This is a genomic window from Acetobacter suratthaniensis, assembly GCF_017377745.1.
In the GTDB taxonomy this organism is placed as follows: Bacteria; Pseudomonadota; Alphaproteobacteria; order Acetobacterales; family Acetobacteraceae; genus Acetobacter; species Acetobacter suratthaniensis.
Genome location: NZ_JAFVMG010000001.1, coordinates 549,871 through 576,626, shown reverse-complemented (window position 1 = coordinate 576,626; position 26,756 = coordinate 549,871). Strand labels below are relative to the sequence as shown.

Below are 26,756 nucleotides of genomic sequence, written 5' to 3'. Positions count from 1 at the left end.
CCATGTCTAAAAGCTCGGTTAAAGGCGTTACGATTCAAGGCGTGACCTGCGCCGTTCCCAGAAAGCAATTAGACAATCAAAGCTTTCTTGATCGCTTTGATGAAAAAACCATCGCGGATGTTGCAAAACTCACGGGTGTATTGAGCCGGCACGTGGCTGAACCGGGGCAAACAGCGGGGGATTTGTGCTTCGCTGCGGCGGAAAAGCTTCTGGCTGACCTGCAATGGGCACCAGAAAGTGTTGATGCGCTGATTTTTGTCTCTCAGACACCCGATCAGCGCATGCCCGCCACGGCCTGCATCCTGCATGGTCGCCTCGGTCTTTCCCCCCAGTGTCAGGCTTTTGACGTAGGCTTGGGCTGTTCTGGTTACGTTTACGGCACATGGCTGGTGGCGGCCCTCATGGCTGCCGGTCTGAAGCGTGTACTGCTCCTGGCCGGTGATACCAGCACTCAGATGCTCGACCCGGATGACCGTGGCACGGCCATGCTGTTTGGTGACGCTGGCTCGGCCACCGCATTCGAGTATGATGAACACGCCCCCCAGACATATTTTGATCTGGGTACCGATGGCACTGGTGCACAGCTGCTGACTGTCCCGGCGGGTGGTTATCGCCTGTGTGGCCCGGTTTCCCCGCGTGACAATACGCTGCACATGGATGGCAGCGCGGTCTTTGGCTTTACGATCAGCACAGTGCCTGTCCTGATCAAGAACGTTCTGGAGCAGGCAAGCCTGACCATAAGCGATATCAATATTTTCGCCCTGCATCAGGCGAACAGGTTCATTCTCCAGCATATTGTGAAAAAGCTCAAAATCCCGGCTGATGCCCTACCCATCAACATCGAGCAGTTTGGCAACACCAGTTCAGCCTCAATTCCTCTGCTTTTCTGCACCAATGCGGCGGATCAGATGAAGAGTGCGCCCACCACCCTGCTTATGGCGGGTTTTGGTGTTGGCCTGTCCTGGGGGGCTGCCGTGTTCAAGGATGTCCGCCTCCAGTGTGCGTCAGTCATCGAAGTATGATTTTCGCTCCCGATGCCCTTGAAGGCCGCGTTATTCTGGTAACCGGCGCATCATCCGGTCTGGGCCGCGCCACGGCCCTCATGATTGCCCAATGCGGCGGTCGGGTTATTGCAAGCGGGCGCAACGAACAGCAGTTGCATGAAACCCTCGCCACCCTTCCTGGCGAAGGGCACAGCATGATCGCAGCCAGCCTGAACTCGGCGGAAGAGGCCAGCAACCTCATGCTTGCCGCAGCAAAGCAGACGGAAGGGCTTGATGGTCTTTTCCATGCCGCCGGTCTGGAGTTGAGCCGCCCGGCCCGGCTGGTCAAGCAAAAGCAGATTGATGACGTATTCAACGCGGCCCTATTTGGTGCAATCGGTTTTGCCGCAGCTGCCGGAAAGCGCAACACCTTCCGCCCCGGTGGTTCGATCGTTTTCATGTCTTCCGCTGCGGCTCATCGGGGCCAGCAGGGCTTAAGCACCTACTCGGCGGCCAAAGCCGGAATTGAAGGGCTGACCCGCTCTCTCGCATGGGAACTCAAGCCCCTCCGGGTTAATGCCATTGCCGCAGGGGGCGTCCGGACAGAAATGCACGAGCGGCTTACTCATGGCCTGACCGAAGAAGGCGTGAGCGCCTATGAGCACGCGCATGCTCTTGGTTTTGGCAAGCCGGAAGATGTTGCCGCCACGGCTGTCTTTCTGCTCTCATCCGCAGCGGGGTGGGTCACTGGTGCCTCATGGACGGTTGATGGCGGCTATACGGCTGGGTAGGCGGATACAATGACGGATTATGTTCTGGTCGGTGGAGGCGGGTTTGCCCGTGAGCTATATGACTGGTTTACACCTTCGCTCACGGCAGCCGGAGACCAGTTCATAGGCTATCTGGATGATGGTGAGGCCCCTATGAGCGCTTACCAGCACCCCCTGCCCCAACTCGGTCGTATTATCGACTACACACCCCGGCCTGACCACAAGCTGGTAATGGCTGTGGGAGCACCTGCTGCAAAACAGAAACTGGCTGCCCTACTGGGAACAGAGCATTTTGCTACCCTCATTCATCCGTCTTCATGGGTTTCGGCTTCCGCCCGGATCGAGACCGGCGTTATCGTTGGCGTGTTCTGCGATATTTCAGCCAATGCGACGGTGCGGGCTTTTGCAACCATCAATGGTTACAGCAGCGTCGGACATGATGCGGAGTTGGGTGCCTATGCAACACTTTCAGGCTATGTTGACCTGACGGGCAATGCCAAGCTGGGCACAGCGTCCTATATGGGCTCAGGTTCGCGTCTGTTACCGCATGTGCAGGTTGGCGAACGCTGCATGATTGGTGCCGGCGCGGTTGTGGTACGCTCCACGCCCGACGACATAACCCTGTATACGCCTCCAGCACGCAGGCTATAAGCCATGTCCCTGCGCCTTGATCCCCACCTTATCCAGACCTTCTGGCACTGTATCGGTCATCGGAGCGAGTTGCCTAACGACCGTGATTACATGCGTTTTGAATGGATGCTGGGCGATATTGTCATTTACAATGACAAAGGCACCATTCTGGCCTTTGATAATGTCTGCCCCCACAGGGGCGCACGATTTCTGACCGATGATGAAGGCAATGCCCCTCTCTCATGCCGCTATCATGGGTGGGGGTATCGCGGTGGTAAGCTGCGTGTTCCCAAGCCGGAAACCTATAATCCCTGCGCCCTCGAAAAAGCCCGCCTATCCACTTTCCACACTGCATGGTGCGGAGATTTTCTTTTTATTGCCGTCAAACCGCAGATGGATCTGTTAACCCAGCTTGGTGATCTGGCGGATGTGCTTATCGGAATGTCTTCTGATATTGAGCGCCGCCACTCCCGTGAGGGGTATTTTTACGAGTGCCCTTGGCGTATTGCCGTAGAAAACGCTCTGGAACCGGATCATGTGCCTTTCGTGCATGCCCAGACGCTGGCCTCGCTCCAGCTCGGGGCCGGGCAGAACCATTATTATGCTGCCAATTCCGTGCTCAGCGCCCCAATCGGCAATGAACACATTACGCGAGGCCTAAACCGCACTGCCCGCTTTTTTGACGTGCAGCACAACAGGAAGAACTATACGGCAATCTTCATTTTCCCGTTTTCGTTCATTTCCAGCACGTTCGGCTATACATACTCATTGCAGAATTTCTTCCCATCCCGGGAGGCAAATCGCACACATTTCACAACCCGTACGTTTCGCTCAAAGCTCCACAACCCGGACAGGAACGAGGCTGTCATCAGTTCATTTCTGAACTCGATAGACAGCGTGAACAGGCAGGTTTTTCAGGAAGATTACGAAATCTGCAAACGTATTTCGCCTGATTTCCCTATGGATGCGACAGACAATGTTCTGTCAAGCTCGGAAGAGAAGATCATTCACTTCCGCCAGAACATTGAAAATGAGTCCGCCAAGCTGTCCCTTCCATAAATGGACAGGTTTGCAGCACTCAGCGTACCAGAGCCTCCGCAAACCTGAGTTCGTCAGCAATTTCAAGAAATGCGTACATCATTTTCTGCGCGCTCAGATGCTCGCGCACATAATCCAGCCCGGCTAGTGTCTGGTCTGTATAATCTATTTTTGAATAGTACAGATCGCTCATATAAGCGGGCAGATTGACATCAAAACTATCAAACCCATGAAAAACTGGCAGTTCTTTCAGGTTGTTCTCTGAAAATTCATTTCTATCCGAGACAACACAGCAACGTGCGGCCAACCCACAGGCAACACGCTCGTGAATACCTGAAGCAACATTCGGGCTGGTATTCAGCAAAAACTGTGTATCAGCGTAGAGTGCGTCAAGCCGCGCTGCATCAATCGCAGTGTGAAAGCGTGCTTTTGTAGCCTGATCTCGCAAATGATCCCAGCCGCGTCCATAAATATCCACCGGCAGAGCAAGAAGCGCCTTCACCAGTTCATTGGCGCGGTAGCTGCGGACGTATAAGTCGCATTCCTGAAATAGAAAATAAAAAATCTCTTGCCGGCTCTGCGTTTGCACATGATGGGCATCACATGCCGCAACAAAAATATCGGTGATATCGCCAGTCTGCCGCGTAACCGCACTGGCGCTGGCATCCTCCAGAACCCGCCGCCAACGGGGGGGAAGATCTTGCCATTTCGTGCGCCTGCGCTCCGGGTCATCTCCGGTTTTTACAAAAACCATCCGCTGTGACCGGTCGCGCCATGCGGTCTGGTCACACAGCGGGTTAGACACGACACCGGGACACCCAACCAACGTGGAAAACTGTGTCGAACGGATAAAACGTTGCTGAAACCGCAGCCACTCCTCAAAAATATAGGCATTGGCAACATAGCGCGATTTTACGGAATGATTTTGCGGCACAGCACTCGGCGGGTCTGCCATGATAGACACAAAAGGCACCTTTACGGCATCCCACAATGACTGACCGTTAATTTCAAGTCCGGCGCCAATGCCTGCATGCCCCAAAGCAACGTAAATGCCTTTCTGCAACAGGGGGCTGAACTGCTGAATCCAGTCCGGGTTACCCAGATCAATCACATGCCCGGAGAAACCTGCAGGTTCGAGCTGCTTCATCAGATCATGACTTAACTGCCGCAGAATACCGTTTTCGTTTTCCCCTACAAACGAAACAATTGTTTTATGCGCAGTCACACAGATCCCCTTCGCGTTGACGGCGGCTTTCTACCCAGAGCCGCCCAAAACTTGCTCAATACCCCAACCCGGCGGCATTTCAGTCCGTGCAGGTTTTGGCCCATTCCTCGATCAGCACTGCACTGACCCGCTCCACATCCTGCGTGCTCATATCCCGCATAAAAGGCAATCCCAGCACGGACTGCCCCAGTTGTGTGGTCACAGGTAACGGTTCTGCCCGGCTACCAGCGTAGGCTTTTTGCGCATGACATCCCTGCCCCCACCAAGCAACGCTGCCTATACCCTTGCTGGCCAGTGCACTGGCCAGCGTGGAAGCCCTCCCCGGCCAGCGCAGGCTCAGGGTCGATGTCGCCCACGACGGCCCCATCCACAAGGTGTCCCGTATGGGCTGCGGCAGAGCCTGATGGTAGAGTGCGCCCGTATTCAGCCAATCCGCGCGGGTATCAGACCACTCATCCAGCCCCGCCAGCCCCACGGCGGCAGTATATTCGGATAGTTTTGCATTCCCGCCGGGGCACATCGCCTCACGCCCACCGTTGAACCCGAAACGGGTTAGCAGGCGCACACGCTCGGCCAGCTCTGTATCGCGCGACAGAACCACGCCACCTTCCCCAACACCAAAAACCTTCGTGGCATGGAGGCTGACAACCGTGGTGCAGGCAGGCACAGGCATCGGGCCATCATGACGCAATGTGTCAAATGCCGCCGCCGCATCAATAATGACTGGCTTGCCCACACGCGCAGCCAGCGCATCCCATACACTCAGGTCAACAGGTGCGCCAAATGGCACGACAATCAGGATCGCCCCGACATCCGGCTCTTTGGCAAGCTGCTCCAGATGATCCGGGTCCGGGCACCATGTGTCGGGCAGCACATCAACAAAACTGGGAAGCAGATGGGCGGCTGTGACCGCTGCGGCACTCGCTACAAATGTCCATGATGGCATGAGACAGCGCAGGCCGGGCTTAATGCCATGCGCATTAAGGGCAAGCGTAATCCCTACTGTAGCATTGGTTGTCAGGGCGACAGATTCAGCCTTGAGCCCCCAGAATGTGGCCAGTCTTTCCTGAAAGCTGACACAGAGCGGGCCGTTATTGCTGTACCAGCGGCTGGCATCAATCCGGCGCAGATAGGGAATAATACGATCAGCCGAAACCAGCTTGGACCGGGCGAAAGGCAGATCGATTACCGCAGACACATACCCCTCCACCATGATGAGGCGCGACAGGGGGCATCGGCCTGTCGCCATGCCTGACACCTCGTCGACCGATCAACCCTTATTAACTGGCTGGTTTTTAATACTATCACCCTGCATCAGGGCAACACAAGACGCCGTTCCGCCAAGAGCATCAAGGCATCAAGCATGATGTCCGCATCCTGCTCCGTAGTCCGATGATTAACGATTGCCGCACGGATAACCAGCCTGCCCCCCAGCCGTGTTGTGGAGGGAGCCGCAATGCCGCTTTCCTGTAAGTCTTTGACCAGTTCCGCATTCAGGTGATCAAGATCATCCACCCCCGGCACATCCACCCGAAAACAGACGATATTCAGCGCCACCGGAGCCATCAGGCGCAAAGAGGGCGTATTGCGAATACGCTCCGCCAGATGCTGAGCCACCCCACAACAGCGGGCCACAACCTGCCCCAGCCCCTGCGTGCCAAATCCTTCAAGCGCAAACCAGACCTTGAGAGCACGGAACCCACGCGACAGATCCGGGCCCAGATCGCAAAACCACGGGGCTGAGGCTGCCAGCCCCCTGTCCTCGCGCGACAGATAATCGAGCGTCTGCGCGAAAGTCGCGGCCTGAAGCTCGGGATTACGCACCAGCACGCACCCGGCATCATAAGGCACCTGCGCCCATTTATGGAAATCAAACGCCAGACTGTCCGCCCGCTCCATCCCCCGCAGGGCTGGCGCATGCTCGGGCGAAAGACGGGCCAGTGCACCGAAAGCACCATCAACATGAAACCACAGCTCTTCCGCCAGAGCCAGATCGGCCAGCGCGTCCAGCGGGTCTGAGCTACCGGTATCTACCGTGCCTGCCGTACCAACCACCACAAAGGGCTTCAACCCCGCCGCCCGATCAGCCGCCAGCATGACGCGCAGGGCTGATAGATCCATACGGTAATGCGCGTCCACTGGCACCCGGCGTAGCGCCTGCGTACCAAGCCCTGCCATATCGAATGCCCGCGCGATGCAGCCATGAGCAGTCTGGGCGGCGTATCCCACCAGCCCCTGCCCCGCAACGCCTTCACTACGGATACTCCGGCCGACCATGGTGCGGCTGGCTGTCAGGATTGCGATAAAATTCGCCATGGATGAGCCAGTAACCAGCACTCCGCTGGCATCGGACGGGAAGCCGAACATCTCCGCCGCCCAGCGTATGACCATACGCTCGACATCAACAGGCACATGGTTGCGCCCACCCAGATTGGCATTGAGCCCAGCCGCCAGCATGTCTGCCAGCATACCTTGTGCCGTGCCGCCTCCATGCACCCACCCCATAAAGCGCGGGTGCCGGTTCCCCACAGCATACGGGCGGACGGACTGGGCAAAATCCGCATAAAGCGCCTCCAGCGGGCGCCCCTCCTGCGGCAAGGGCGCTTGGGTAAAACGCTGGCGCACCGCATCGGGTGGCGGTTGCCAGACCGGCTCCTGTGCAATGGTGCTGATATTATCGAACATCTCATCAAGCATGCTATGGCCGAGGGCGCGCATTTCATCCCACTGAGCGGGGTCCAGACCTGCCATGTTCTTCTTCCTGCCCGTATTCAGCCTGCGTAATCAGGCATCCTGCCCGGCCGCGGCGGGTGGGGCTTCTTCGCTCTTTTTCCATTGCGCAAGCCTGCGTGCCAGCACAGCGCATATAAAAAGCTGGATCTGATGATACAGCATGAGCGGCAGCACGATCAGCCCGACGGAAGCCGCAGGAAACAGTACATTGGCCATCGGCACACCCGAAGCCAGCGTCTTTTTGGAACCACAGAAAATAACGGTTATCTCATCCGCCCTGCTCAGCCCCATAAAGCGACTGAGCAGAGTGGTAGAAACCAGCACCAGCCCGAGCAGCACCGTATCCGCCAGCGCAACCATGCCCAGATCTGCCAACGGCAGCTTGTGCCACAGCCCCTGCATGACCGCATCGCTGAACGCCGCGTACACAACAACCAGAATCGATCCCCGGTCAGAGAAAGACAATAGCGTCTTGTTCCGGTGCGCCCATGCCCCCAGCCAGGGCTGCAACACCTGCCCGGCAATGAAGGGCAGCAAAAGCTGAAAAACAATATCAAGCGGGTTGCCTGAAAGCTGCCCATGCTGGCTCAGCACCAGCCCGACCAGAACAGGCGTGATAAAAATACCCAGCACATTCGACGCCGTGGCCGCACACACGGCGGCAGGCACATTCCCCCCCGCGATGGACGTAAACGCGATGGAAGACTGCACCGTGGACGGCAGACAACACAGAAACAGGATACCGAGCCACAATTCAGGCAATAGCAGCCCCGGCAGCAACGCATGAGCCGCCAGCCCCAACAGGGGAAAAATAACAAAGGTACAGCACAGGATCAGCAGGTGCAGTCGCCATGCCACCATGCCATCCACCACCGCTTTGCGAGAAAGCCGCGCACCCTGCAAAAAAAACATGAGCGCGATCAGCCCCACTGACAGCCAGTGAAAGACCGGCACCGCCGCTCCGTGGCAAGGCAGCACAGACGCCAGAAAAATGGCGCAGAGCAAGCCGACCAGAAAAGGATCCATTTTCAAGAAACGCACTGCGGCTGCTCCCATTCGTTCCCAAGGGTTGCTTGCTGTTTCCACTTACGGCACCCTTGGCATGAAATGAAGTACGCCCCCCTCTTTTCCCGCTTTTTTCTCGGTGTCGTGAGCGCGTGCGCCGCCACCACGGGACAAATCGCCCACGCGGCCCCTCCGCCTGAATGCGTAACACTCACGCATGGAGCCACGCATGAAACCCCACAGGGCGTAACCTATGACGCCGTTCAGTTGCACACCCCGGACGGACAAAGCACCCTGAGTGCGCGACACCTGACCCTGAACGGCAAACCTGCGGACTCCGCCGCTACGGATGATCTGGCCTCAGCCGCCTCGCTACTTGTGCTGGCCGCCATGACCAATACCCACACATCCGGCTGCTCGGCATGGCTATCGCAGCAGGGCCAGACAGCCGAAAACGCATTGCGGGCGGGCAAAACGCTTGATCTGACATGGCAGGGGGCGGCCATCACACACCGCACCGCCAAGGTGGCGCTAGGCTCCCTGCGTTTTCAGATACAGGGCGGCACATCACTGGCCAGTGCCGCTCTGGCCCTGTCTGGCATCAGCTATCATAATGTCGCCAACCAGAGCCTGCTGCCCTCGAATGCGCAGGCCCACTTTACCCTACCCGCGCGCGAACTGGCTGGGCTGATGGACGCCATCGGCGGTCGCAGCACGGCCTCGCCCGCCGTGCACACCACACTTTCGGCTTTTACCGCCACACAGGGCGACATCCGCATGGAAGGTCACGGCAGCGCAACCCTGACAGGCAACGTCAACACCACCTCAGCACTTGGGCATCTGGAAATCACCAACCTGCCCGAGCTGATCCAGCATGCGCGGGAAGAGCAGCAGATGAAACTGGCCGCAGGGCTGGCGCTGGCCCGGCTTGTCAGCCACCGCGAGGGTGAGCGCAATACATGGGATACAACATGGGAAAGCGGTGTGCTGACGGTCAACGGCTTTCCGCTGCCCCTCAAATAACCAGGCTGAGCGGCTGAACGTAGAGCCATATACAGAAAAGCCCCGGCCTTCGCAGCCGGGGCTTTTTTTTCAGGCCATGGCTTTTGCACGGATTTTAGCAAGGCTACCCAGCACCTTACGGGCCAGCCCCACACGCTGCACGTTTGTCAGCTCCCGCACAACCGCCAGCTTGTGATCAGGCCGCAGGCGCACAGCGCCATCTTTCCAGCCCGCCATCCACTGCACCAGCCCTGCCGGGTCATGGAAGCTGTTATTGCGGAACTGAAGCACCATCCCCTTCGGCCCGGCTTCTACCTTTTCAACACCCGACTGCCTGCACAGTCTTTTAAGATCAACCACATCCAGCAGGTTTTTAACTTCTTCAGGCAACGCACCAAACCGGTCGATCAGTTCGGCTTCCATAGCCTCCGTCTCGGCATCGGAAGATAGACCACTGATACGCCGGTAAAGCCCAAGACGCACGGGCAGATCAGGCACGTAACTATCAGGGATCAGAACCGGCAGCCCCATGACGATGCCCGGTGTCCATTCACGATCCTCAGGCTTACGGCGGCCCTGCTCCGCCCGCAGGTCGGCCACGGCATCCTCCAGCATCTGCTGGTAAAGCTCGATCCCCACCTCGCGCACATGGCCGGATTGCTGATCACCCAGCAGATTGCCCGCCCCGCGCAGGTCCAGATCGTGCGAGGCCAAGGTAAAGCCCGCTCCCAGCGTGTCGAGGGTCTGCATCACCTCAAGCCGCTTTTGCGCCGATTCCGCCAGCGCATGGGTCTGAGGCCACGTCAGATAGGCGTAGCCGCGCTGCTTGCCGCGCCCTACGCGCCCGCGCAACTGGTAAAGCTGCCCAAGGCCGAACATATCGGCCCGATGGATGATCAGCGTATTGACCGCAGGCATATCCAGCCCGCTTTCCACAATATTGGTGGAGAGCAGAATATCGTATTTGCCATCCGAAAACTCGGTCATGACCCGCTCAAGCTCGGTGGGAGTCAGACGACCATGCGCCTGCACCAGCCGCGCATCCGGCACGATAGCGGCCAGACGTTCGGCCAGACGGTCGAGGTCTTCCACACGCGGAGCAACACAGAATATCTGCCCACCCCTGAAGCGTTCACGCTGGATCGCCTCGCGAATCACCACACTGTCAAACGGCATGATAAAGGTGCGCACCGCCAGCCTGTCTGTGGGCGGGGTGGCGATCAGGCTCATTTCGCGCACACCCGAGAGCGAAAGCTGGAGCGTACGCGGTAGCGGTGTGGCAGACAGGGTGAGCACATGCACGCCTTCGCGCAGGGCCTTGAGCTTTTCTTTATGCGCCACGCCGAAATGCTGCTCTTCATCAATAATGAGCAGTTCCAGCGAGGCAAACTGAACCGTTTTGGCCAGCAGGGCGTGGGTGCCGATCACGACATTGATGCTGCCATCCGCCAGCCCCTTGCGTACGGCTGTGGCGTCCTTGCCTGTAACCATACGCGAAAGCTGCGCAACCTTGATGGGAAAGCCCTCAAAACGGGTCGCGAAGGTACGATAATGCTGGCGCGCCAGCAGTGTGGTGGGCACCACCACCGCCACCTGCCCACCCGACATCGCCGCGACAAACGCTGCGCGCAGAGCTACCTCGGTCTTGCCAAACCCGACATCACCGCAGACCAGACGATCCATCGGCCTGCCAGACCCCATATCATCCAGCACATCAGCAATGGCGCGTGACTGGTCATCTGTTTCCACAAACGGGAAACGCGCACAGAACTCATCCCACAAGCCTTCTGGCGGAGCAAACTCGGGCGCTACCAGCAGGGCGCGGGCCGCAGCGGTGCGGATCAGTTCGCCCGCCATATCGCGGATGCGCCGCTTCATCTGCGCCTTGCGGTTCTGCCACGCGACACCGCCAAGCTTGTCCAGCGCCACCCCGGCCTGATCGGAGCCGAAGCGGCTGAGCAGTTCGATGTTCTCTACCGGCAGATAGAGTTTTTCTCCGCCATCGTACAACAGCCGCAAACAGTCATGCGGGGCAACACCCACGCTCACCGTTTCAAGCCCGTCATACCGGCCTATACCGTAATCCTGATGCACCACCAGATCACCCGCGGAAAGCTCGCTGGCTTCGGCAATCAGCTCATCAGCCCGGCGGCGGCGGCGCGGGGGACGGCCTATACGTTCACCCAGCAAATCCTGCTCGGAAACGAAGGCCAGATCATCGCCCACAAAACCGCGTTCGAGTTCAAACGCCACCAGCCCCACCGGGCCGGGCTTGGCCTTTTTGGCCTGTTCCCAACTGTCGAAGGTTTCCGTAGCCAGACCATGCTCGCGCAGCAGGACGCCAATGCGCTCGCGTGAGCCGCGCGTCCATGCCGCCACAAAAGTACGCCGCCCAACCTGCGCCCATTCACGCGCGGCATCGCCCAGCAGGGTAAACACCTGCTCACGCTGGGCACCGGGTACGATCTTGGCGAACATCTTGCCAAAACGCCCCCCCACATCCACGCCCGGCGCCCCTTCAGGCTGGGCATAGGGGCTGAACGCCACTACGGGCAGGCGCGCAATGGCGGCATCCCAGCCCTTGCGGTCAAGATAGAGCAGGTGCGGCAGCAACGGACGATACGGCGTTTCACCCTCGCGCGCGGGCTGTCTGCGGGCCTGATAGTGATCTTCTATCATGTCCAGCCGCGCACTCAGGCCTTCATCTACCTGCTGTTCAAGAGAAACCGCCACCCCCGGCAGGTAATCGAACAGCGTTTCGAGATGATCGTGGAACAGAGGCAACCAGTGCTCCAGCCCCGGATAACGCCTGCCATCGGAAACATGCTCGTAAATCGGATCAGCCGCAGCCCCCGGCCCGAAAGCATCGCGCCAGCCAGTTCTGAAACGCGAGATTTTTTCCGCATCGAGCGAAAACTCCGACACCGGGCACAGCACCAGCCCTTCGCGCCGGTCGGTCGAACGCTGGGTGCCGGGGTCAAAAGCGCGGATGTTCTCGACTTCATCCCCAAACAGGTCCAGCCGGAGCGGTTCAACCGCCCCTGCCGGATACAAATCGAAAATACCGCCACGGGTTGAAAACTCGCCAGCTTCCATCACCGTATCGGTACGGGTGTAGCCATTGGCGATCAGCAGGTCGATCAGGAAGGTCTGATCAAGGCTTTCTCCCTCACGGATACTGAGGGACTGGCCTTCAAACGTCTTGCGCGGCGCGACACGCTGCACGGCGGCGTTGACCGTTGTCAGCACCAGACGCGGGCCACGGGCAGGCTCCAGCAGCCGCGAGAGGGTTGCGACCCGCTCGGCCACAAGAGCAGGATTGGGCGAAACCCGGTCATACGGCAGGCAGTCCCATGCGGGAAAGCGCAGCACCTCAATGTCGGTGGCCACAAAGCCCAGCATATCGGCCAGTCGCGCCATGCTCGCATCGCTGCGGGCAATATGCAGCACCGGCCCCTTATGCTCACGCGCACGGCGGGCCAGCAGCAAGGCATCATACCCTTCGGGCACGCCCCAGATAGTGGCGATCGTGTGCGGGCTGCCTGTCTGTACCGTCATGCGCTATCCGTATCTGTCTTTCTGCTCGACTTGCGCCGGGTATAATCCCCTGACCGCCCCCTGTGAACCATGCTGTGCCTAATGGCCGCACCGGGCACGGCAGGCCGCGACCATGCGGCGGAGCATGGGGGTGGCTTTTTCCTCAGGCAACGGCAGGCGGCCGAACAGCCAGTCCGTCAGATCCGGGTCGGGCATTTCAAGGATGGCTTCCATATCCGTCAGTTCCGCAGCGCCAAGCGTATCGGCCACATCCTGCACATAGCCACCGATAAGAATATCGGTTTCAAACGTGCCACGATGATTGGCGCGGAACTTCAGCCGCCGACGTCGGGCGTCCAGCTCTGCTGCACTTTGCGCGTCGCGCGTCTCTGTCAAATTGTCACTCATGGCTCTACTGTCCTATACCCTTGCTGTTTTTGTCTGTCAGCCTGTCAAACAGAGGCGCATGTACCGCCGGTGTCCAGTCCTTCGCCCATCACATCCTCTCTGGTGAGCATTCTTTCTCCCCTGCTCGCACCGCTTGAAACCCTACCGGGCGTCAACACCGCGCGCGCGCGCCTTCTGGCCCGCATAGCGGGCGGCAACAGGGTTGCTGACCTGCTGTTCCGCCTACCCGAGAGCGTGACTGACCGCAGGCTGCGCCCACTGCTGGCGCATGTCCAGTCTGATACCATCGTGACCGTCACAGGCACTGTCAGCGATATACGCCCGCCCACCCCCCGCAGCCGCCAGCCCTGGCGTGTTACCCTGACAGATGAGAGCGGCCTGATTGAACTGGCCTTTTTTTCACCCTGGCAGGCCAAACAGGTCAAAAGCGGAGAGCCGCTTGCCGTATCAGGCCGGGCGGAACGCTTTCACGATAGAATGGTCATCACCTCGCCGGACTACCTGCTCCCGGCCTCTGCCCTTGCGCGCATTCCTTTGCTCGACCCGGTCTGGCCACTGACAGCGGGCTTGTTTGCCGGGCATGTGCGTCAGGCTATGGCAGCGGCCCTCGCCCGCCTGCCCTCTCCCCCCTTGCCGGAATGGCACGCCCAAGCACTTATCACCCATCACGACTGGCCAGATTTCGCCACGGCCCTGACATGGATGCACCGCCCCGACAGCATTGCAGGTAGCGAAACGGGAGACGGCTGGCGTAAAGCGCAGGCCCGTGCTCAGGCTCGCCTTGCCTGTGATGAACTTCTGGCAGATCAGTTGGCCATCCGTCTGGCCCATGCCGCTGCCCGTGCCCGCCCCGGCCGGGCCATGCCGGGTGCAACGCCAGAGGCAATCCATACCAGCGGCCCCCTGCAACAGCAGGCTCTGGCAACCTTCGGGCACACATTAACCCCCGGACAGCGGCATGTGCTGCACGAAATCGAAACCGATATGGCCGCCTCCACCCGCATGAACCGCCTGGTGCAGGGCGATGTCGGAGCAGGCAAAACACTGGTGGCCCTGCTGGCCATGCTACGCGCGGTTGAATCTGGCGCACAGGCGGCCATCATGGCGCCTACGGAAATTCTTGCTCGGCAGCACGCCGCCACCTTTGCCCGGCTCTCTCCCGTGCCAGTGGCGTTCCTGTGCAGTTCAGTCAAAGGCAAAGCACGCAAAAAAGCATTGGCGGACATGGCGGATGGCACGGCACGGCTGGCAGTCGGCACCCATGCTCTGGTGCAGGACGCCGTACACTTTGCCGATCTTGGGCTGGCGGTTATTGACGAGCAGCACCGTTTTGGCGTGGAGCAACGTCTGGCACTGGCGGATAAAGGCCATAACGCGGACATGCTGACCATGACCGCAACCCCCATCCCCCGCACCCTGCTGCTGACCCGCTTTGGCGACATGCGGATCAGCCGACTGGAAGGCAAACCCGCCGGGCGCAAACCCATCCGCACATCTTTGCACGGGCTTGGTGCGATGGATGAGGTGCTGGCGGGCATAGGCCGCGCCTTGCGCGATGGCAAACAGGTGTTCTGGGTCTGCCCTCTTGTCTCGGAAAGTGAAACACTCGACATCGCCGCTGCCGAGGCCCGTCATGCCACACTGGTCTCGTATTTTGGCGCGCCCCTGCCTGCTGGCGGCAAAACACCTGTCATCGGGCTGGCGCATGGCCAGCAGGATAGTGCCGTGCGTGAGCAGGCTCTGGCGGAGTTTGCTGCAGGCCACACGCGGCTTCTTGTCGCCACCACGGTCATTGAAGTGGGAGTGGACGTGCCGGGGGCCAGTATTATGGTGATCGAACACGCCGAGCGTTTCGGGCTGGCGCAGTTACATCAGTTACGAGGCCGGGTTGGACGCGGCAGCACCGAATCCTTTTGTCTCATGCTGCATGATGACGACCCCGGCCACACCGCCCGCCGCCGTCTGGGGTGCCTGCGCGAAACAGAAGATGGCTTTCTGATTGCGGATGAAGACTTCCGCCTGCGCGGCGGGGGTGAGGCTACAGGCCGCCGCCAGTCCGGCCTGCCGGAATACCGGCTGGCGTCCGATACACTGGTGGACAGCCTGCTTGAAACCGCCCGACGCGAAGCCCTGAGCATCCTCCCTGAAGAGAGCATCGCCCCATCAGATAAAGGGCCACCCGCCCCCCTTGCCCAGCACCTGAGCGACGCGGCACGCGCCCTGCTACACCTGTTCGGCAAGGCAGACGCCGCGCGAATTTTCAGAGGCTAAAGGCGCAAGGGCAACCTGTCTGAACGTTTTAAAAACTCAGACAGGCGCGCGAATCATGCTTCAGCAGCCTGCGGCTGCCAGCCATGCTTTTACCTGCCCTTCCGGGTCGGCATGCCCGGTAAAGGCTGATACGGCGGAAACACAGTCGGCTCCGGCATTCAGGCAGGGTTTGACCCGCTCAAGCGTAATACCGCCAATGGCCACAACAGGCGTGTCCCCCACCTGTTTTTTCCACACAGTGAGTTTTTCCACTCCCTGCGGGCCGAACGCCATTTTTTTGAGCTTCGTTTCCCAGATCGGCCCCAGCGCGACATAATCCGGCGCATAGGACAGAGCGCGGTCAAGCTCCTCCGGGCAGTGGGTGCTCACACCCAGCTTCAGCCCGCCTCGGCGGATAGCAGCCAGATCCGCCGTATCCAGATCTTCCTGCCCCAGATGGATATAAGAAATGCCTTCATCCAGCGCGGCCTGCCAGTAATCATTCAGCACAAGGCAGACACCCAGCGTCTCGGCAATCGTACGTGCGGAGCGGACTTCCTCCAACAGTTCGGCTTGCGGCTTATCTTTTACACGAAGCTGGATAAAACGCGCCCCGGCTTGCCCAAGACGCTTAACCCACTGCGCGGAATCAACAACAGGGTAGATCGGTTGTGGTAGCGTGTTCATCCCAAAAATGCCTTTCCCGCCACGGGGGTTGAGGGCGCAGCCATGTCGCGCTCCTCCATTGGGTCTGCCTTACGCCCGAGTTGCCCCGCTTCCACGGCCAGCCGGAAAGCGCGCGCCATCTGCGCGGGGTCGCCCGCACGGGCAACGGCGGTATTGATCAGCACCGCGTCATACCCGAGTTCCAGCGCCTGTGCCGCATGGGAGGGTACACCCAGCCCCGCATCCACCACCAGCGGCACACCGGGAAAATGCGCACGCAGGGCACGCAGACCAAAGACGTTGTTCAGCCCCCGGCCAGAACCAATCGGCGCGCCCCACGGCATAAGCACCTCGCACCCGCAGGCGAGCAGCCGTTCCGCCACCACCAGATCTTCGGTCGTGTAAGGAAAAACCTTAAAACCTTCTTCTGACAGGATGCGGGCCGCTTCCACCAGTCCGAATACATCGGGTTGCAGCGTATCCTGTTCGCCGATTACTTCCAGCTTTACCCAGTCCGTGCCAAAAACCTCGCGCGCCATATGAGCGGTTGTGACCGCTTCCTTGACCGTGTGGCAGCCCGCCGTATTGGGCAGAACAGGCACGCCCAGTTCCTGAATAAGCGACCAGAAAGCCTGCCCCGTCTTTTCACGCGCGGCTTCGCGCCGGAGCGACACCGTCACCACGCCCGGCCGCGCGGCCAGAACGGCTTCGCGCAGGATTTCGGGCGAAGGATACTGGGCCGTTCCCAGCATCAGGGGGAAAGACAGTGCCTGCCCGTAAAACAGCACATCCATGCGGTTATCCTCGCGGTTGTCTTGTATCCGATCCGTCATGTCCGTTATCCGCACGTGCCCTCAGCCCCCCTGCATGGGAGCAACGACTTCAACCCGCATCCCGTCTGCAAGAGGCGTTACGGCCCGCTGCAACGCCGGTACAAAATGCCCGTTCAGCGCCGTGGCAATACGCGCACCCCGGTAGCCTAACTCCTCCAGCAGATCCGCCAGCGTTGTGGCCGTAACATCGTGCGTTTCGTCGTTCACCATGATCAGCATCGGGTCGTTTTCCTCAAAAGCAGCGGTGGCCCACGGTATTCGGGCCTGCTGCACCTGTTTTTATAGCGCTCAGGCCGCCTGACCAAAAATCCTGTCTGCGGCCTCTTCCGCCCTTGCGGGAGACAGCAAAAAGCCATGCCGGTACATACCATTGATAAACAAGTATTTTCCATCCTGCGTCACGCGCGGCATGTTGTCCGGGTAAGAGGGCCTGAGCCCGATACCCGTTTCCAGAATTTCGGCCTCGGCAAAACCGGGGTGCAAGGTATACGCCGCGTTGAGCAGCTCCAGCATGGAACGCACGGTCATCCCGCCGGTATCCTCACTTTCCACCATCGTTGCACCGACCATGAACAGGTGATTGGCTCTTGGCACGATATAGACAGGAATACGCGGATGCAGCATCCGCACAGGCCGGTGCAGGCTGACATCGCGGCAACGCAGCAGCAGCATTTCACCCCGCACACCCCGCAGCGTGTCCAGCCTGTCGCGCGCCACCAGGCCCGTGCAGTCCACCACCCAGTCAAACGCGGCCTCGTCCGGGGCGGGCGCACCCGCCAACAGCGCATGCCCCCCCAATGACAGCAGACGATCAAACAGTGCCTGTAGGGCTACGCGCGGGTCCACATGGCCTTCCTGAGCAAAAAACAGACCTTTTTGAAAACGTCCGTCCAGATCCGGCTCAAGGCTTGCAATTTCGGCACCATTTACCTGTGTGTAATGCGATGTCCGGCGTGCAAAACGCGCAATTTCACCCACATCCCGCGCAGGCGCCAGCACCAGACTGCCCTGCCTTATCACCTGCGGCACGTGCCGCGCCCACCAGTCCACCGCCCCGATAGACTGGGCTGTAACCTCCTCGGGGGCTGATTCAGCCTCGCACCATGGTGCCAGCATACCACCTGCAAACCACGAAGCCCCGGCCCCAACCCGGCCTGCCTCATCATACAGCGTGACATCTCCGCCCCGTTCCGCCAGCGCAACACAGGCTGTCATACCCGCAACACCTGCGCCTTTTACCAGAATACGCGGTTTACTCCTGTTCATGCCTTGCATGCTCCATCAGTTTCCGCCGTCCAGCGATTGTGCCACCTGTTCAGACAGGTCCATGCCACGGCGTGCTCACGCGTTGTCATAACACCTTGGCCCAGACATGCCACCATGCACGCAGGCAGATTAGAGGCCACGCATGAGCAGAACCGTGAGCAGGCAACACTCTGTCACCGCAGTCACAATCCAGCGAACACCCATATAACCCGGCGGAAGCCAGCCACGCCGCCAGGCCGTACGCTCGCACAGGGCCACCAGCGCGAACGCCACGGCCAGTATCACCACGCCACTCAGGGGAGAGGAAACAACCGCCACAAACGCCGCCAGCCAGCCAGCCAGCAGGGGCAGCACACCCAGCAGCAGGCGCAGCCTGTCCACCCGTTCGGCATCGACAGTCAGGATCACACGCTCGGCCTCAAGCGCCCAGCCCCAGTGAACCGCCCCGAAAAACGAAAGCGATAATGCGCCGTACAGCACCAGCCCCATCAGCAACCGCGGCACAGGCACGGCAGAATCGTAAAACACGATCCCGCAGGTAAACAGAATAAAAGGTAGCAGGCCGGCAAGCATAAGCACCACCGCCAGATAGGGAAGTTTCCTCATTGATGGGAACCACGTCCTCTTGCTATCACGTTTTCACAATTCGCAGTGTTGACAGGAAAGCCCAAGAGACGGCCTGTAGCAACCGCATGGAGGCGCGCTCCGGCCATGCCCAGAGCCTGCCAGCCCGCAAAAGCCGAGGCTCAGGGCCGGATTTGGACGTACACATCTATCAGGAACGGAAAGACCATGAGTGCCATTGTCGACATCGTCGCACGTGAAATACTGGACAGCCGCGGCAACCCCACCGTTGAAGTGGACGTGGAACTGGCCTCCGGCGCAAAAGGCCGGGCAGCAGTCCCCTCGGGCGCCTCAACCGGCGCGCATGAAGCTGTAGAACTGCGCGATGGCGATGCCCGCCGTTACGGTGGCAAGGGTGTGCTCAAGGCTGTTGAGAACATCGAAACCGAAATTCTGCCAACCCTGCAGGGCGCAGAGTCTTCGGACCAGATCGACATCGACAACGCCATGATCGACCTTGACGGCACGCCCAACAAGGCGCGCCTGGGGGCCAACGCCATTCTGGGTGTGTCGCTGGCGATCGCCAAGGCCACTGCGGCCGAACTGGAAGTACCGCTCTACCGTTATGTTGGTGGCGCATTCGCCCATATCCTGCCCGTGCCGATGATGAACATCGTCAATGGCGGCCAGCATGCCGACAACCCCATCGACATTCAGGAATTCATGATCCAGCCCGTGGGTGCGCCTACGGTGTCCGATGCCATTCGCTGGGGTTCGGAAATCTTCCTGCAGCTCAAGAAAGCCCTGAGCGCTGCCGGGCATAACACCAATGTCGGTGATGAAGGCGGTTTCGCTCCGGCCCTGAAATCGGCTGACGAAGCGCTTGGTTTCATTACCCGCGCGGTGGAAGCCGCTGGCTATCGCCCCGGTCAGGATGTCACCTTCGCGCTCGATTGCGCCAGCACCGAGTTTTACAAAAACGGCCAGTATGTCATCTCCGGCGAAGGCAAAAGCCTGGATTCCGCTGGCATGGCCGCATATCTGGCGGATCTGGTCAGCCGCTACCCCATCGTTTCCATCGAAGACGGCATGGCTGAAGACGACTGGGAAGGCTGGGCTCTGCTGACCCAGACACTGGGCCAGAAGGTGCAGCTCGTGGGTGACGATCTGTTCGTGACCAACCCTGAGCGCCTGCAGCGCGGCATCCGCGCCGGTGTAGCCAACTCGCTGCTGGTGAAGGTAAACCAGATCGGCACGCTGACCGAAACCCTGCGCGCCGTCGATATGGCGCACCGGGCCGGTTATACCGCTGTCATGAGCCACCGTTCAGGCGAAACGGAAGATTCCATCATTGCCGATCTGGCCGTGGCGACCAACTGCGGACAGATCAAGACCGGATCGCTCTCGCGCTCCGACAGAACGGCGAAGTACAACCAGCTCATCCGCATTGAGCAGGAACTGGCTACGGCTGCCGAATACGCTGGCTACTCCATCCTTAAAAACGCGTAAGCCCTACTGCTGGCCGCCCCTGTTCATGCGGGCGGCCAGCACCGGCCCCGCTCCGGCAAGCCGGGGCGCTGTAATTCTCTTTACCGCCCTGCTGATGTGGTTTAACGCTGTAAAGGTGCTGTACTTCGCACATTTTACAAGCAGGACAGGAAAACGTGCAGATAGGCCGCCTTTTTCGCCGTATTGTTCGCGCCGTAGTGCCCCCGACCGTATTCCTTGGAATTGCGGTGTATTTCGGCTGGAACGCCACACAGGGCGACCACGGCATGCAGGCCTACCAGCAACAGCTTGGCCTGCTCGCACAGGCACAGCAGGCCCAACAGGACGCCCTGACCGAGCAGGCAGCATGGCGAAAGCGCGTCAATGGCCTGAAGGAACAGTCTCTCGATACCGATATTCTGGATGAACGCGCCCGCGCCATGATGAACATGGCCGACCGGAACGATATTGTCGTCCCTTATGACCGGCATGACCCCTTATTCTAGGCCGCACACCATACGCCACCCGGAAACGAAAAACGGCGCCCTAAGGCGCCGTTTTTCGTTGTGTGGTCTATGCCCCACCGCAACAGGCGGCTATGCCGCCCGCCCCGTTCCGCAAGATTTATTTAATCTTGGCTTCGCGGAAAACGACGTGCTTGCGCGCGACGGGATCGTACTTCTTGAGTTCCATCTTGCCCGTGTGAGCGCGGGCATTCTTTTTGGTCACGTAGAAGTAACCCGTGTCGGCCGTCGAAACGAGACGGATCTTGATGACATTGGTCTTGGCCATGATTTCCTCGGCAGAGCGTGTTTACGGAACCGGACATGCGGCTCCGGCGATGTTCAAGTGGCCGCAAAATGCCATACAAAAGAAAAAGGTCAAGCTTTCTTGCACCAAAACAGTACCGCAGGCAGCAAAAGGAGAATAATTTATGCTTGATGTGGCCACAGCGCGCACACGGATCCTGTCAGGCATTGTCGCCTGCGGGCACGAAACCGTGCCACTCGGTAGCGCATTCGGGCGTGTTCTTGGCCATGACCTGCTGGCCCGCCGGGCCAACCCGCCGGTGTCAGTCTCTGCCATGGATGGTTATGCTGCCCGCGCTCAGGACGCCACACAGGGTGCCACACTCCATGTTGTGGCGGAAGCACCGGCAGGCCACCCCACGAGCCATGTCGTTCAGCCCGGCCAATGCGTGCGGCTTTTTACCGGCAGCCAGATTCCCGCCGGAGCCGATACCGTGATCATTCAGGAAAACACACAGCGCGAAGGGGATAAAATCACTCTTGCCCAGCCAAGCGCTTCCGGTCGTTTTATCCGGGTGCAGGGGCAGGATTTCGCGCAGGATACATGCCTGCTCCGGGCTGGCACCAGACTCGGCCCCAAAGAAATTGGTCTGGCTGCTGCGGGCGGACATGCATGGCTGAACGTCGCCCGCAGGCCGCGCGTAAGCGTGCTGAGCACGGGGGATGAAATCGCCCTACCCGGTGAGCCCGTGCGCGAGGACGGTATTTTCAACTCCGCCCTGTTCATGGTGAGCGCCTGCCTGCAACAGGCCGGGGCGGAAGTGGTCATGCTACCTGCAGCCCGTGATACCACAGCCTCCCTGACCGCCGCTTTTGCTCAGACCAGCCAGACCGATATGCTTGTGACCATCGGCGGCGCCAGTGTCGGGACTTATGACCTTGTCCGCCAGTCCCTGACCGGGGTGGGCCTTGAGCTGGATTTCTGGAAAATCGCTATGCGACCGGGCAAGCCGCTGCTCTCCGGCCATATCGGCTCCACACCGATTATTGGTCTACCGGGCAACCCTGTCGCAGCGCTGGTCTGCTCCACGGTGTTTGTTGCCCCCGCCATCCAGCGCATGATGGGCATGCCCGTAGCCGACGCCCTGCCAACCGAACCCGCCATACTGGGCGCGGATGTCGGCCAGAACGACCAGCGACAGGACTTCCTGCGCGCCACCCTTACGCATGATGCCGCAACACCGGACGCCCTGCCCGTTGCAACACCTTTTGCGGCACAGGACTCGGCTCAACTTCGCGTTCTGGCCCAGAGTCAGGCGCTTATCATCCGCCCGGTACACGCTCCGGCCGCACCAGCGGGGAGCCCCTGCCAGATTCTGCGCCTTTCATAACCGGGAACAGCCCCAATCAACCGAAGAAAGTGAACCACATAACCGGGAAGCAATTGACAGAAAACGAGAACTTACATAGAACAAAAAATGGGTTCTCCCGATTTTTCCACTTGTTTTCCGGGGTGCGAAATGCTGACACGCAAACAGCACAAACTTCTTCTGTTCATTGATTCGCACCTGAGGCAAACGGGCTTTTCCCCCTCCTTTGACGAAATGCGTGAAGCCATGGGACTGCGCTCCAAATCAGGCATTCACCGCCTGATTTCCGGGCTGGAAGAACGCGGCTTCCTGCGCAGGCACCATCATCGTGCCCGTGCGCTCGAAGTCATCCAGTTGCCGGGGGCAGAGGCGGAACTGCCTGCCAACGTTATCCGTGCCCAGTTCCAGCGTACCGAGCAGGAAAATGAGCCTGATACCATCAAGGTGCCGCTTTACGGGCGTATTGCCGCAGGTCTGCCGATCGAGGCCGTAGCCTCATCGGGCCCCTGCCTGTCCGTGCCTGCCACCATGCTGGGTAATGGCGAATATTACGCGCTTGAAGTGGCGGGCGATTCCATGATCGAAGCAGGGATCATGGATGGCGATCAGGTGATCATCCGCAAAACCGATCAGGCTGAAAACGGGCAGATTGTCGTCGCCCTGATTGATGAGAGCGAAGTCACACTCAAACGCCTGCGCCGCAAGGGCGGCATGATTGCGCTTGAACCCGCCAATGCGCGGTATGAAACCCGAATTGTCCCTGCCGACCGGCTCCGCATTCAGGGCCAGCTCAGCGGCCTGCTGCGACAGTACTAACCCACAGCCGTCGATTAACGCCCCCACACTCAACCGTCAGCAAAACCTGTGGCTGAGTGTGCGAGGGCAACACGGCTAGGCCAGTAGCCGTTTTACCCTCCGGCGATATCTGCCCAGAGCGGCAGGCGCTGCGCCAGTTCCGCCACCACTGTGGCATCCAGATGTGCCTCATGCGGAATATCCGCCAGCACCCTCACCTGACCTTTGTGAGCAATGGTGCGGCTGTTTTCCGGGTTGGGGGGGCCGTTCAGCACCACACCCGCCACAGCTATGCCACGAACACGCAAAGCCTCAAGACTGAGTAGCGTGTGGTTGAGCGTACCCAGCCCGCTCCGCGCCACCAGCACAACAGGCAAGCCCCAGCGCTGCGCCAGATCAATCATCATGATCTCATCCGTAACCGGCACCATCAGCCCGCCCGCACCTTCCACGACCAGCGGCTGTTCCGGCTCCTCCATAGGCAGAGCCAGTGAGGCCGGGTTTATGGCAGCTCCTTCCGCGCGCGCGGCCGCCTCAGGCGAGAGCGAAGCCTGATACGCACCTGCTGGCGGCAGGCACCGCACGTGCGCCCCTGCCAGCCGGGCTATGGTCGGGGTGTCACCCTCCTCATCTGCCAGGCCACTTTGCAGGGGCTTCCAGTACAGCGCCTGCCAGCGCCGCACCAGACAGGCTGAAACCAGTGTTTTGCCCACCCCGGTATCCGTGCCGGTCACGAACACGCCTGCACGGGACGGACGGCGGAAACAGCCATAAGCCAGTTCCCATGTGACAGACGCTCCGGCCTCTTCAAACCGGGCTGCCACCCGCCTGAGTACCCCTGCCCCCATAGCCGCCACCCCCACGCGGGGCGTGTTGGCCCCTGTCGCCTTAAGATGACGGACAAAATCAAGCCCCGCAGCAAAAGACTGCACACTGCGTTCGGTACGCCACAGGCCCTGGCAGGGGTAGGGTACCCACCGGGCCAGTTCGGCCATATCCGGGTAATGGGGGGTTGCGGATATCTGCCCTTCTGCCGCACAGGCTGCCTGCCATTCGGCAAAAGTACCGGCTCGCAGGGTTGAAACCGCCAGAACACCGCCGGGCGCCAGCAGTGCTGCCAGCCGGTGCAGGGCCTCCGCCGGGTTGTCCAGCCATTGCAACACCAGATTGCCGCAAATGACATCGAACGGGCCATGCACATCCGGGCTTGCGGCATCCATAAGCCGGGTTTCCACGCGCACACCCAGCCGCTCGCGCACACGCTCAAGCATGCGTGGCGCGTAATCCGTGGCCAGAATATGGGCCTGTGGCCACAGGCCACATAACTGGGCCGTTAAAAGCCCGGTACCACAGCCGATTTCCAGCACACGCAGGGGTTTCTCAGCACGATCAGCCATTGAGCGGGCCAGATCGCCCGCCAGCGCGCGCGCTGCCACGCGCTGGAGTGTCGCCGCTCCATCATAACCCTGCGCATGATCAAAATGCGCACGGATACGCGCCTGCCGTGCGCCGCTCTGCTGCGATACTCCACCAGATAAAGAACGGGTCATGGCTGTCTCTCGCGCATTGTCTGGCGGCATCGGTTCAGAAATGCCACGCAGGTATCCGGGGCGGTTTGTGGCAGCAGGTGGCCGCCCTGTGTCCATGTGAGGGCCGCGGCTGCTGGCAGGGAATCCTTCGTCATGGCCGGAGGCACGATCGGGTCATCCTCTGCTGCCAGCACCGCCATATTCGTTCCCATACCCGCCAGCGCGGTGCGGGCATCTCCCTCACGCAAAAGCTGCAATCCGTCCGCAAGAGCCGCGCTATCAGGCATGGTTTGAGCTGGCAGGGCACCGCCGCCACAGCGTGTGCGAAAATCATTCACAACCGTCAGGGCGGCCCTGTCCAGCCCCTGCGCCATACGCCCCAGAAGGCGCGGCGCCACACCGGCTGAAAAATCCGGGCGGGCGGCAAAGCAACCAAAAGCGTTGATCCCCGCCAGAAAGCTCCCCGCAGGTAACGTCACCTGACTGGCCAGCCACAGAAAACCCAGCGAGTGGCCCACCGCCAGCACTGGCCCACCAGCCTGACAGAACGCCGCCAACTCCGCCGGAGCCAGCCCGTGCCCACCACCAAAAAAACCAAGATCCGCGACTGACACATCGGGCCTGCTAAGCCGCTCCCGCAGGGGGCCCCAGAACTCTGGCCCAAACCCCCAGCCATGCACCAGCACCACGCGCGGCTCAGTCATGAGACAGGCTCCTTGTTGCCTGCGTGATGGCGGTCGCCAGCGCCTCCACCTGTTCGCGGGTATGGTGAGCGTGCAGCACCACACGCAGGCGACACGCCCCCGGCGGCACCGTGGGTGGCCGGATAGCGACCGCCAGAAAACCCGCCTGCTCAACCGCACGGGCCAGTGCGAGAGTCTCTGCTTCCTGCCCGACCAGAACCGGCACAATCTGCGTGGTGGACGGGCCGACATCAAACCCCTGTCCGGTCATGCGCTCGCGGAACAGATTAGCCAGCCCAGCCACATGAGCGCGGGCTTCATCCATATCCGCAAGCCTGTCCAGCGCCGCATCCACACTCCCCAGCACCAGCGGAGAAGGCGCTGTGGAGAACACAAAGCCTGAAGCCGCATTCTCCAGCCACCGGCACACCGCCTCCGATGCCGCAACAAACGCCCCCATGCACCCCAGCGCCTTGCTGAAGGTACCCACCACCAGGTCAGCCCGCCCGGCTACCAGCCCCTTGCCCTGTGGCCCCAGAATGCCCGTGGCATGCGCTTCATCCACACACAGGAAGGCATTGTACTCCTGCGCAAGGCTATGCAGCGCTTCCATATCCGCCCGGTCACCATCCATACTGAACACGCTTTCTGTCAGGATCAGACGTAAGCCCGGCCCTTCGGCCTGTTCCAGCAACGTGCGCAGATGCTCCATGTCATTATGGCGGAAGCGAACAGGCCTGACACCGGCGGCCGCACAGCCCTGATACAGGCTGGCATGGATGAGTTTATCGACCAGAACGATCGCCGGTACGCCGGTCACCTGCCGCGATAGCGCCACAAGGGCAGGCACCAGTGAGGCATTGGCCTGCCAGCCTGATGAAAAAATACGCGCGGCCTGCATGCCTTTAAGGGCCGCCAGCCGCGCTTCAAGCGCGCGCGTTGCGGGCATGGTGCCCGTCACCAGCCGGGACGCACCGCTGCCGCTGCCAAAACGGCGCCCCCACTCCGCTCCACGTTCAGCCAGCAGCGGATGTGTGCGCAGGCCCAGATAATCGTTGGAGGAAAAATCCACGACGCGCGGCCCATCAGCCCCGCGCTGCAGGAACGCACCGGCCTCGGCCCCCCAGTCCCTGCACGACCGTAGACGGCCTTGCCCCGCGAGAGTATCCAGCCCTTTAAGAAACAGATCATCAAACCGCATCATGACACGACTTGGTGCCGGAGCGCGCGCC

25 protein-coding genes are annotated in these 26,756 nt (G+C 60.3%); 10 read left to right on the top strand and 15 right to left on the bottom strand.

The window, feature by feature from the left end; translation table 11 throughout:
- Nucleotides 1-2: 2 nt before the first annotated feature.
- From J2D75_RS02675 to J2D75_RS02660, 4 genes are read left to right on the top strand one after another with little or no spacing between them, the layout of a single operon-like run.
- Nucleotides 3-1,022: a ketoacyl-ACP synthase III gene (locus J2D75_RS02675; RefSeq protein WP_207852415.1), complete on the top strand. Its 1,020-nt coding sequence runs from the start codon at nucleotides 3-5 to the stop codon at nucleotides 1,020-1,022.
- Nucleotides 1,019-1,774, top strand: coding sequence for an SDR family NAD(P)-dependent oxidoreductase (locus J2D75_RS02670; protein ID WP_207852414.1), 756 nt, complete (start codon nucleotides 1,019-1,021; stop codon nucleotides 1,772-1,774). Before J2D75_RS02675 ends, J2D75_RS02670 begins: the two co-directional genes overlap by 4 nt.
- A 9-nt stretch (nucleotides 1,775-1,783) precedes the next feature.
- Nucleotides 1,784-2,404: an LbetaH domain-containing protein gene (locus J2D75_RS02665; RefSeq protein ID WP_207852412.1), complete on the top strand. Its 621-nt coding sequence runs from the start codon at nucleotides 1,784-1,786 to the stop codon at nucleotides 2,402-2,404.
- Between the two features lie 3 nt (nucleotides 2,405-2,407).
- Nucleotides 2,408-3,442, top strand: coding sequence for an aromatic ring-hydroxylating oxygenase subunit alpha (locus J2D75_RS02660; RefSeq protein WP_207852410.1), 1,035 nt, complete (start codon nucleotides 2,408-2,410; stop codon nucleotides 3,440-3,442).
- Between the two features lie 19 nt (nucleotides 3,443-3,461).
- On the opposite strand, the gene J2D75_RS02655 is transcribed toward J2D75_RS02660, so the two are convergent.
- From J2D75_RS02655 to J2D75_RS02640, 4 genes are all read right to left on the bottom strand, one after another.
- Nucleotides 3,462-4,646: a glycosyltransferase family protein gene (locus J2D75_RS02655; protein WP_207852409.1), complete on the bottom strand. Its 1,185-nt coding sequence runs from the start codon at nucleotides 4,644-4,646 to the stop codon at nucleotides 3,462-3,464.
- A 79-nt stretch (nucleotides 4,647-4,725) separates the two neighbouring features.
- A complete protein-coding gene (locus J2D75_RS02650; RefSeq protein ID WP_243428395.1) occupies nucleotides 4,726-5,895 on the bottom strand; it encodes a DegT/DnrJ/EryC1/StrS family aminotransferase in 1,170 nt (389 codons plus the stop codon).
- Between the two features lie 65 nt (nucleotides 5,896-5,960).
- The gene (locus tag J2D75_RS02645) at nucleotides 5,961-7,397 is read right to left on the bottom strand and encodes a pyridoxal phosphate-dependent decarboxylase family protein (protein ID WP_207852407.1); all 1,437 of its coding nucleotides are present in this window, start codon (nucleotides 7,395-7,397) and stop codon (nucleotides 5,961-5,963) included.
- A gap of 33 nt (nucleotides 7,398-7,430) precedes the next feature.
- Nucleotides 7,431-8,420 carry a bile acid:sodium symporter gene (locus J2D75_RS02640; RefSeq protein ID WP_207852405.1) on the bottom strand — a complete coding sequence of 330 codons (990 nt, stop codon included), beginning with the start codon at nucleotides 8,418-8,420 and terminating at the stop codon, nucleotides 7,431-7,433.
- 66 nt (nucleotides 8,421-8,486) lie between these two features.
- Here J2D75_RS02640 and J2D75_RS02635 point away from each other — a divergent pair, with 66 nt between their 5' ends.
- Complete coding sequence (locus J2D75_RS02635) at nucleotides 8,487-9,407, top strand: hypothetical protein (RefSeq protein WP_243428394.1); 921 nt, start codon at nucleotides 8,487-8,489, stop codon at nucleotides 9,405-9,407.
- A gap of 69 nt (nucleotides 9,408-9,476) precedes the next feature.
- On the opposite strand, the gene mfd is transcribed toward J2D75_RS02635, so the two are convergent.
- Both mfd and J2D75_RS02625 read right to left on the bottom strand, forming a co-directional pair.
- Nucleotides 9,477-12,944 carry a transcription-repair coupling factor gene (gene mfd, locus J2D75_RS02630; protein WP_207852403.1) on the bottom strand — a complete coding sequence of 1,156 codons (3,468 nt, stop codon included), beginning with the start codon at nucleotides 12,942-12,944 and terminating at the stop codon, nucleotides 9,477-9,479.
- A gap of 78 nt (nucleotides 12,945-13,022) precedes the next feature.
- The gene (locus J2D75_RS02625; protein WP_207852401.1) at nucleotides 13,023-13,331 is read right to left on the bottom strand and encodes an FAD assembly factor SdhE; all 309 of its coding nucleotides are present in this window, start codon (nucleotides 13,329-13,331) and stop codon (nucleotides 13,023-13,025) included.
- 69 nt (nucleotides 13,332-13,400) lie between these two features.
- Here J2D75_RS02625 and recG point away from each other — a divergent pair, with 69 nt between their 5' ends.
- The gene (recG, locus tag J2D75_RS02620) at nucleotides 13,401-15,602 is read left to right on the top strand and encodes an ATP-dependent DNA helicase RecG (RefSeq protein ID WP_265782580.1); all 2,202 of its coding nucleotides are present in this window, start codon (nucleotides 13,401-13,403) and stop codon (nucleotides 15,600-15,602) included.
- A gap of 60 nt (nucleotides 15,603-15,662) precedes the next feature.
- Here recG and J2D75_RS02615 read toward each other — a convergent pair whose 3' ends face one another.
- The 5 genes from J2D75_RS02615 to J2D75_RS02595 form a co-directional block, all read right to left on the bottom strand.
- A complete protein-coding gene (locus tag J2D75_RS02615; RefSeq protein WP_207852397.1) occupies nucleotides 15,663-16,268 on the bottom strand; it encodes a thiamine phosphate synthase in 606 nt (201 codons plus the stop codon).
- Nucleotides 16,265-17,035: a thiazole synthase gene (locus tag J2D75_RS02610; protein WP_207852854.1), complete on the bottom strand. Its 771-nt coding sequence runs from the start codon at nucleotides 17,033-17,035 to the stop codon at nucleotides 16,265-16,267. The genes J2D75_RS02615 and J2D75_RS02610 overlap by 4 nt, the downstream gene beginning before the upstream one ends.
- Nucleotides 17,036-17,101: 66 nt before the next feature.
- Complete coding sequence (gene thiS / locus J2D75_RS02605) at nucleotides 17,102-17,299, bottom strand: sulfur carrier protein ThiS (protein WP_207852852.1); 198 nt, start codon at nucleotides 17,297-17,299, stop codon at nucleotides 17,102-17,104.
- Nucleotides 17,300-17,368: 69 nt separating this feature from the next.
- Complete coding sequence (gene thiO / locus J2D75_RS02600; RefSeq protein WP_207852395.1) at nucleotides 17,369-18,346, bottom strand: glycine oxidase ThiO; 978 nt, start codon at nucleotides 18,344-18,346, stop codon at nucleotides 17,369-17,371.
- A 129-nt stretch (nucleotides 18,347-18,475) separates the two neighbouring features.
- Nucleotides 18,476-18,952: a DUF3429 domain-containing protein gene (locus J2D75_RS02595; protein ID WP_207852393.1), complete on the bottom strand. Its 477-nt coding sequence runs from the start codon at nucleotides 18,950-18,952 to the stop codon at nucleotides 18,476-18,478.
- Between the two features lie 186 nt (nucleotides 18,953-19,138).
- On the opposite strand from J2D75_RS02595, the gene eno reads away from it, so the two are divergent.
- Together eno and J2D75_RS02585 are read left to right on the top strand one after the other, a co-directional pair.
- Nucleotides 19,139-20,419, top strand: a complete 1,281-nt coding sequence (gene eno, locus J2D75_RS02590; protein WP_207852391.1) for a phosphopyruvate hydratase — start codon at nucleotides 19,139-19,141, stop codon at nucleotides 20,417-20,419.
- Nucleotides 20,420-20,574: 155 nt separating this feature from the next.
- Nucleotides 20,575-20,904: an FtsB family cell division protein gene (locus tag J2D75_RS02585; RefSeq protein WP_207852389.1), complete on the top strand. Its 330-nt coding sequence runs from the start codon at nucleotides 20,575-20,577 to the stop codon at nucleotides 20,902-20,904.
- Nucleotides 20,905-21,022: 118 nt separating this feature from the next.
- Here J2D75_RS02585 and rpmG read toward each other — a convergent pair whose 3' ends face one another.
- A complete protein-coding gene (gene rpmG, locus J2D75_RS02580; protein WP_003623017.1) occupies nucleotides 21,023-21,190 on the bottom strand; it encodes a 50S ribosomal protein L33 in 168 nt (55 codons plus the stop codon).
- A gap of 142 nt (nucleotides 21,191-21,332) precedes the next feature.
- Between rpmG and J2D75_RS02575 the strand changes: the two genes are divergently transcribed.
- Nucleotides 21,333-22,538, top strand: coding sequence for a molybdopterin molybdotransferase MoeA (locus J2D75_RS02575; protein WP_207852387.1), 1,206 nt, complete (start codon nucleotides 21,333-21,335; stop codon nucleotides 22,536-22,538).
- Between the two features lie 129 nt (nucleotides 22,539-22,667).
- A complete protein-coding gene (gene lexA, locus J2D75_RS02570) occupies nucleotides 22,668-23,333 on the top strand; it encodes a transcriptional repressor LexA (RefSeq protein WP_207852385.1) in 666 nt (221 codons plus the stop codon).
- Nucleotides 23,334-23,425: 92 nt separating this feature from the next.
- Here the strand turns inward: lexA and bioD are convergent, their stop codons facing one another.
- Genes bioD through J2D75_RS02555 form a run of 3 tightly spaced genes read right to left on the bottom strand, consistent with a single transcriptional unit; the run spans nucleotide 23,426 to nucleotide 26,728 of the window.
- Nucleotides 23,426-24,862, bottom strand: coding sequence for a dethiobiotin synthase (gene bioD, locus J2D75_RS02565; RefSeq protein ID WP_207852383.1), 1,437 nt, complete (start codon nucleotides 24,860-24,862; stop codon nucleotides 23,426-23,428).
- Entirely contained in the window at nucleotides 24,859-25,545 is a 687-nt protein-coding gene (locus tag J2D75_RS02560) for an alpha/beta fold hydrolase (RefSeq protein ID WP_207852381.1), read from the bottom strand. The genes bioD and J2D75_RS02560 overlap by 4 nt, the downstream gene beginning before the upstream one ends.
- Entirely contained in the window at nucleotides 25,538-26,728 is a 1,191-nt protein-coding gene (locus J2D75_RS02555; RefSeq protein ID WP_207852379.1) for an aminotransferase class I/II-fold pyridoxal phosphate-dependent enzyme, read from the bottom strand. Before J2D75_RS02555 ends, J2D75_RS02560 begins: the two co-directional genes overlap by 8 nt.
- Nucleotides 26,729-26,756 lie beyond the last annotated feature (28 nt).

Excerpts from the sequence above, each read along its gene's own strand:
- J2D75_RS02675 (WP_207852415.1), top strand. The coding sequence starts at position 3 with ATGTCTAAAAGCTCGGTTAAAGGCGTTACGATTCAAGGCGTGACCTGC.
- J2D75_RS02595 (WP_207852393.1), bottom strand. The coding sequence starts at position 18,952 with ATGAGGAAACTTCCCTATCTGGCGGTGGTGCTTATGCTTGCCGGCCTG.
- rpmG (WP_003623017.1), bottom strand. The coding sequence starts at position 21,190 with ATGGCCAAGACCAATGTCATCAAGATCCGTCTCGTTTCGACGGCCGAC.
- J2D75_RS02555 (WP_207852379.1), bottom strand. The coding sequence starts at position 26,728 with ATGATGCGGTTTGATGATCTGTTTCTTAAAGGGCTGGATACTCTCGCG.
- thiO (WP_207852395.1), bottom strand. The coding sequence starts at position 18,346 with ATGAACAGGAGTAAACCGCGTATTCTGGTAAAAGGCGCAGGTGTTGCG.
- J2D75_RS02645 (WP_207852407.1), bottom strand. The coding sequence starts at position 7,397 with ATGGCAGGTCTGGACCCCGCTCAGTGGGATGAAATGCGCGCCCTCGGC.
- mfd (WP_207852403.1), bottom strand. The coding sequence starts at position 12,944 with ATGACGGTACAGACAGGCAGCCCGCACACGATCGCCACTATCTGGGGC.
- eno (WP_207852391.1), top strand. The coding sequence starts at position 19,139 with ATGAGTGCCATTGTCGACATCGTCGCACGTGAAATACTGGACAGCCGC.
- J2D75_RS02665 (WP_207852412.1), top strand. The coding sequence starts at position 1,784 with ATGACGGATTATGTTCTGGTCGGTGGAGGCGGGTTTGCCCGTGAGCTA.
- J2D75_RS02625 (WP_207852401.1), bottom strand. The coding sequence starts at position 13,331 with ATGAGTGACAATTTGACAGAGACGCGCGACGCGCAAAGTGCAGCAGAG.
- J2D75_RS02560 (WP_207852381.1), bottom strand. The coding sequence starts at position 25,545 with ATGACTGAGCCGCGCGTGGTGCTGGTGCATGGCTGGGGGTTTGGGCCA.
- J2D75_RS02650 (WP_243428395.1), bottom strand. The coding sequence starts at position 5,895 with ATGGCGACAGGCCGATGCCCCCTGTCGCGCCTCATCATGGTGGAGGGG.
- bioD (WP_207852383.1), bottom strand. The coding sequence starts at position 24,862 with ATGACCCGTTCTTTATCTGGTGGAGTATCGCAGCAGAGCGGCGCACGG.
- J2D75_RS02670 (WP_207852414.1), top strand. The coding sequence starts at position 1,019 with ATGATTTTCGCTCCCGATGCCCTTGAAGGCCGCGTTATTCTGGTAACC.
- J2D75_RS02635 (WP_243428394.1), top strand. The coding sequence starts at position 8,487 with ATGAAGTACGCCCCCCTCTTTTCCCGCTTTTTTCTCGGTGTCGTGAGC.
- J2D75_RS02660 (WP_207852410.1), top strand. The coding sequence starts at position 2,408 with ATGTCCCTGCGCCTTGATCCCCACCTTATCCAGACCTTCTGGCACTGT.
- thiS (WP_207852852.1), bottom strand. The coding sequence starts at position 17,299 with ATGCTGATCATGGTGAACGACGAAACGCACGATGTTACGGCCACAACG.
- J2D75_RS02615 (WP_207852397.1), bottom strand. The coding sequence starts at position 16,268 with ATGAACACGCTACCACAACCGATCTACCCTGTTGTTGATTCCGCGCAG.
- J2D75_RS02575 (WP_207852387.1), top strand. The coding sequence starts at position 21,333 with ATGCTTGATGTGGCCACAGCGCGCACACGGATCCTGTCAGGCATTGTC.
- lexA (WP_207852385.1), top strand. The coding sequence starts at position 22,668 with ATGCTGACACGCAAACAGCACAAACTTCTTCTGTTCATTGATTCGCAC.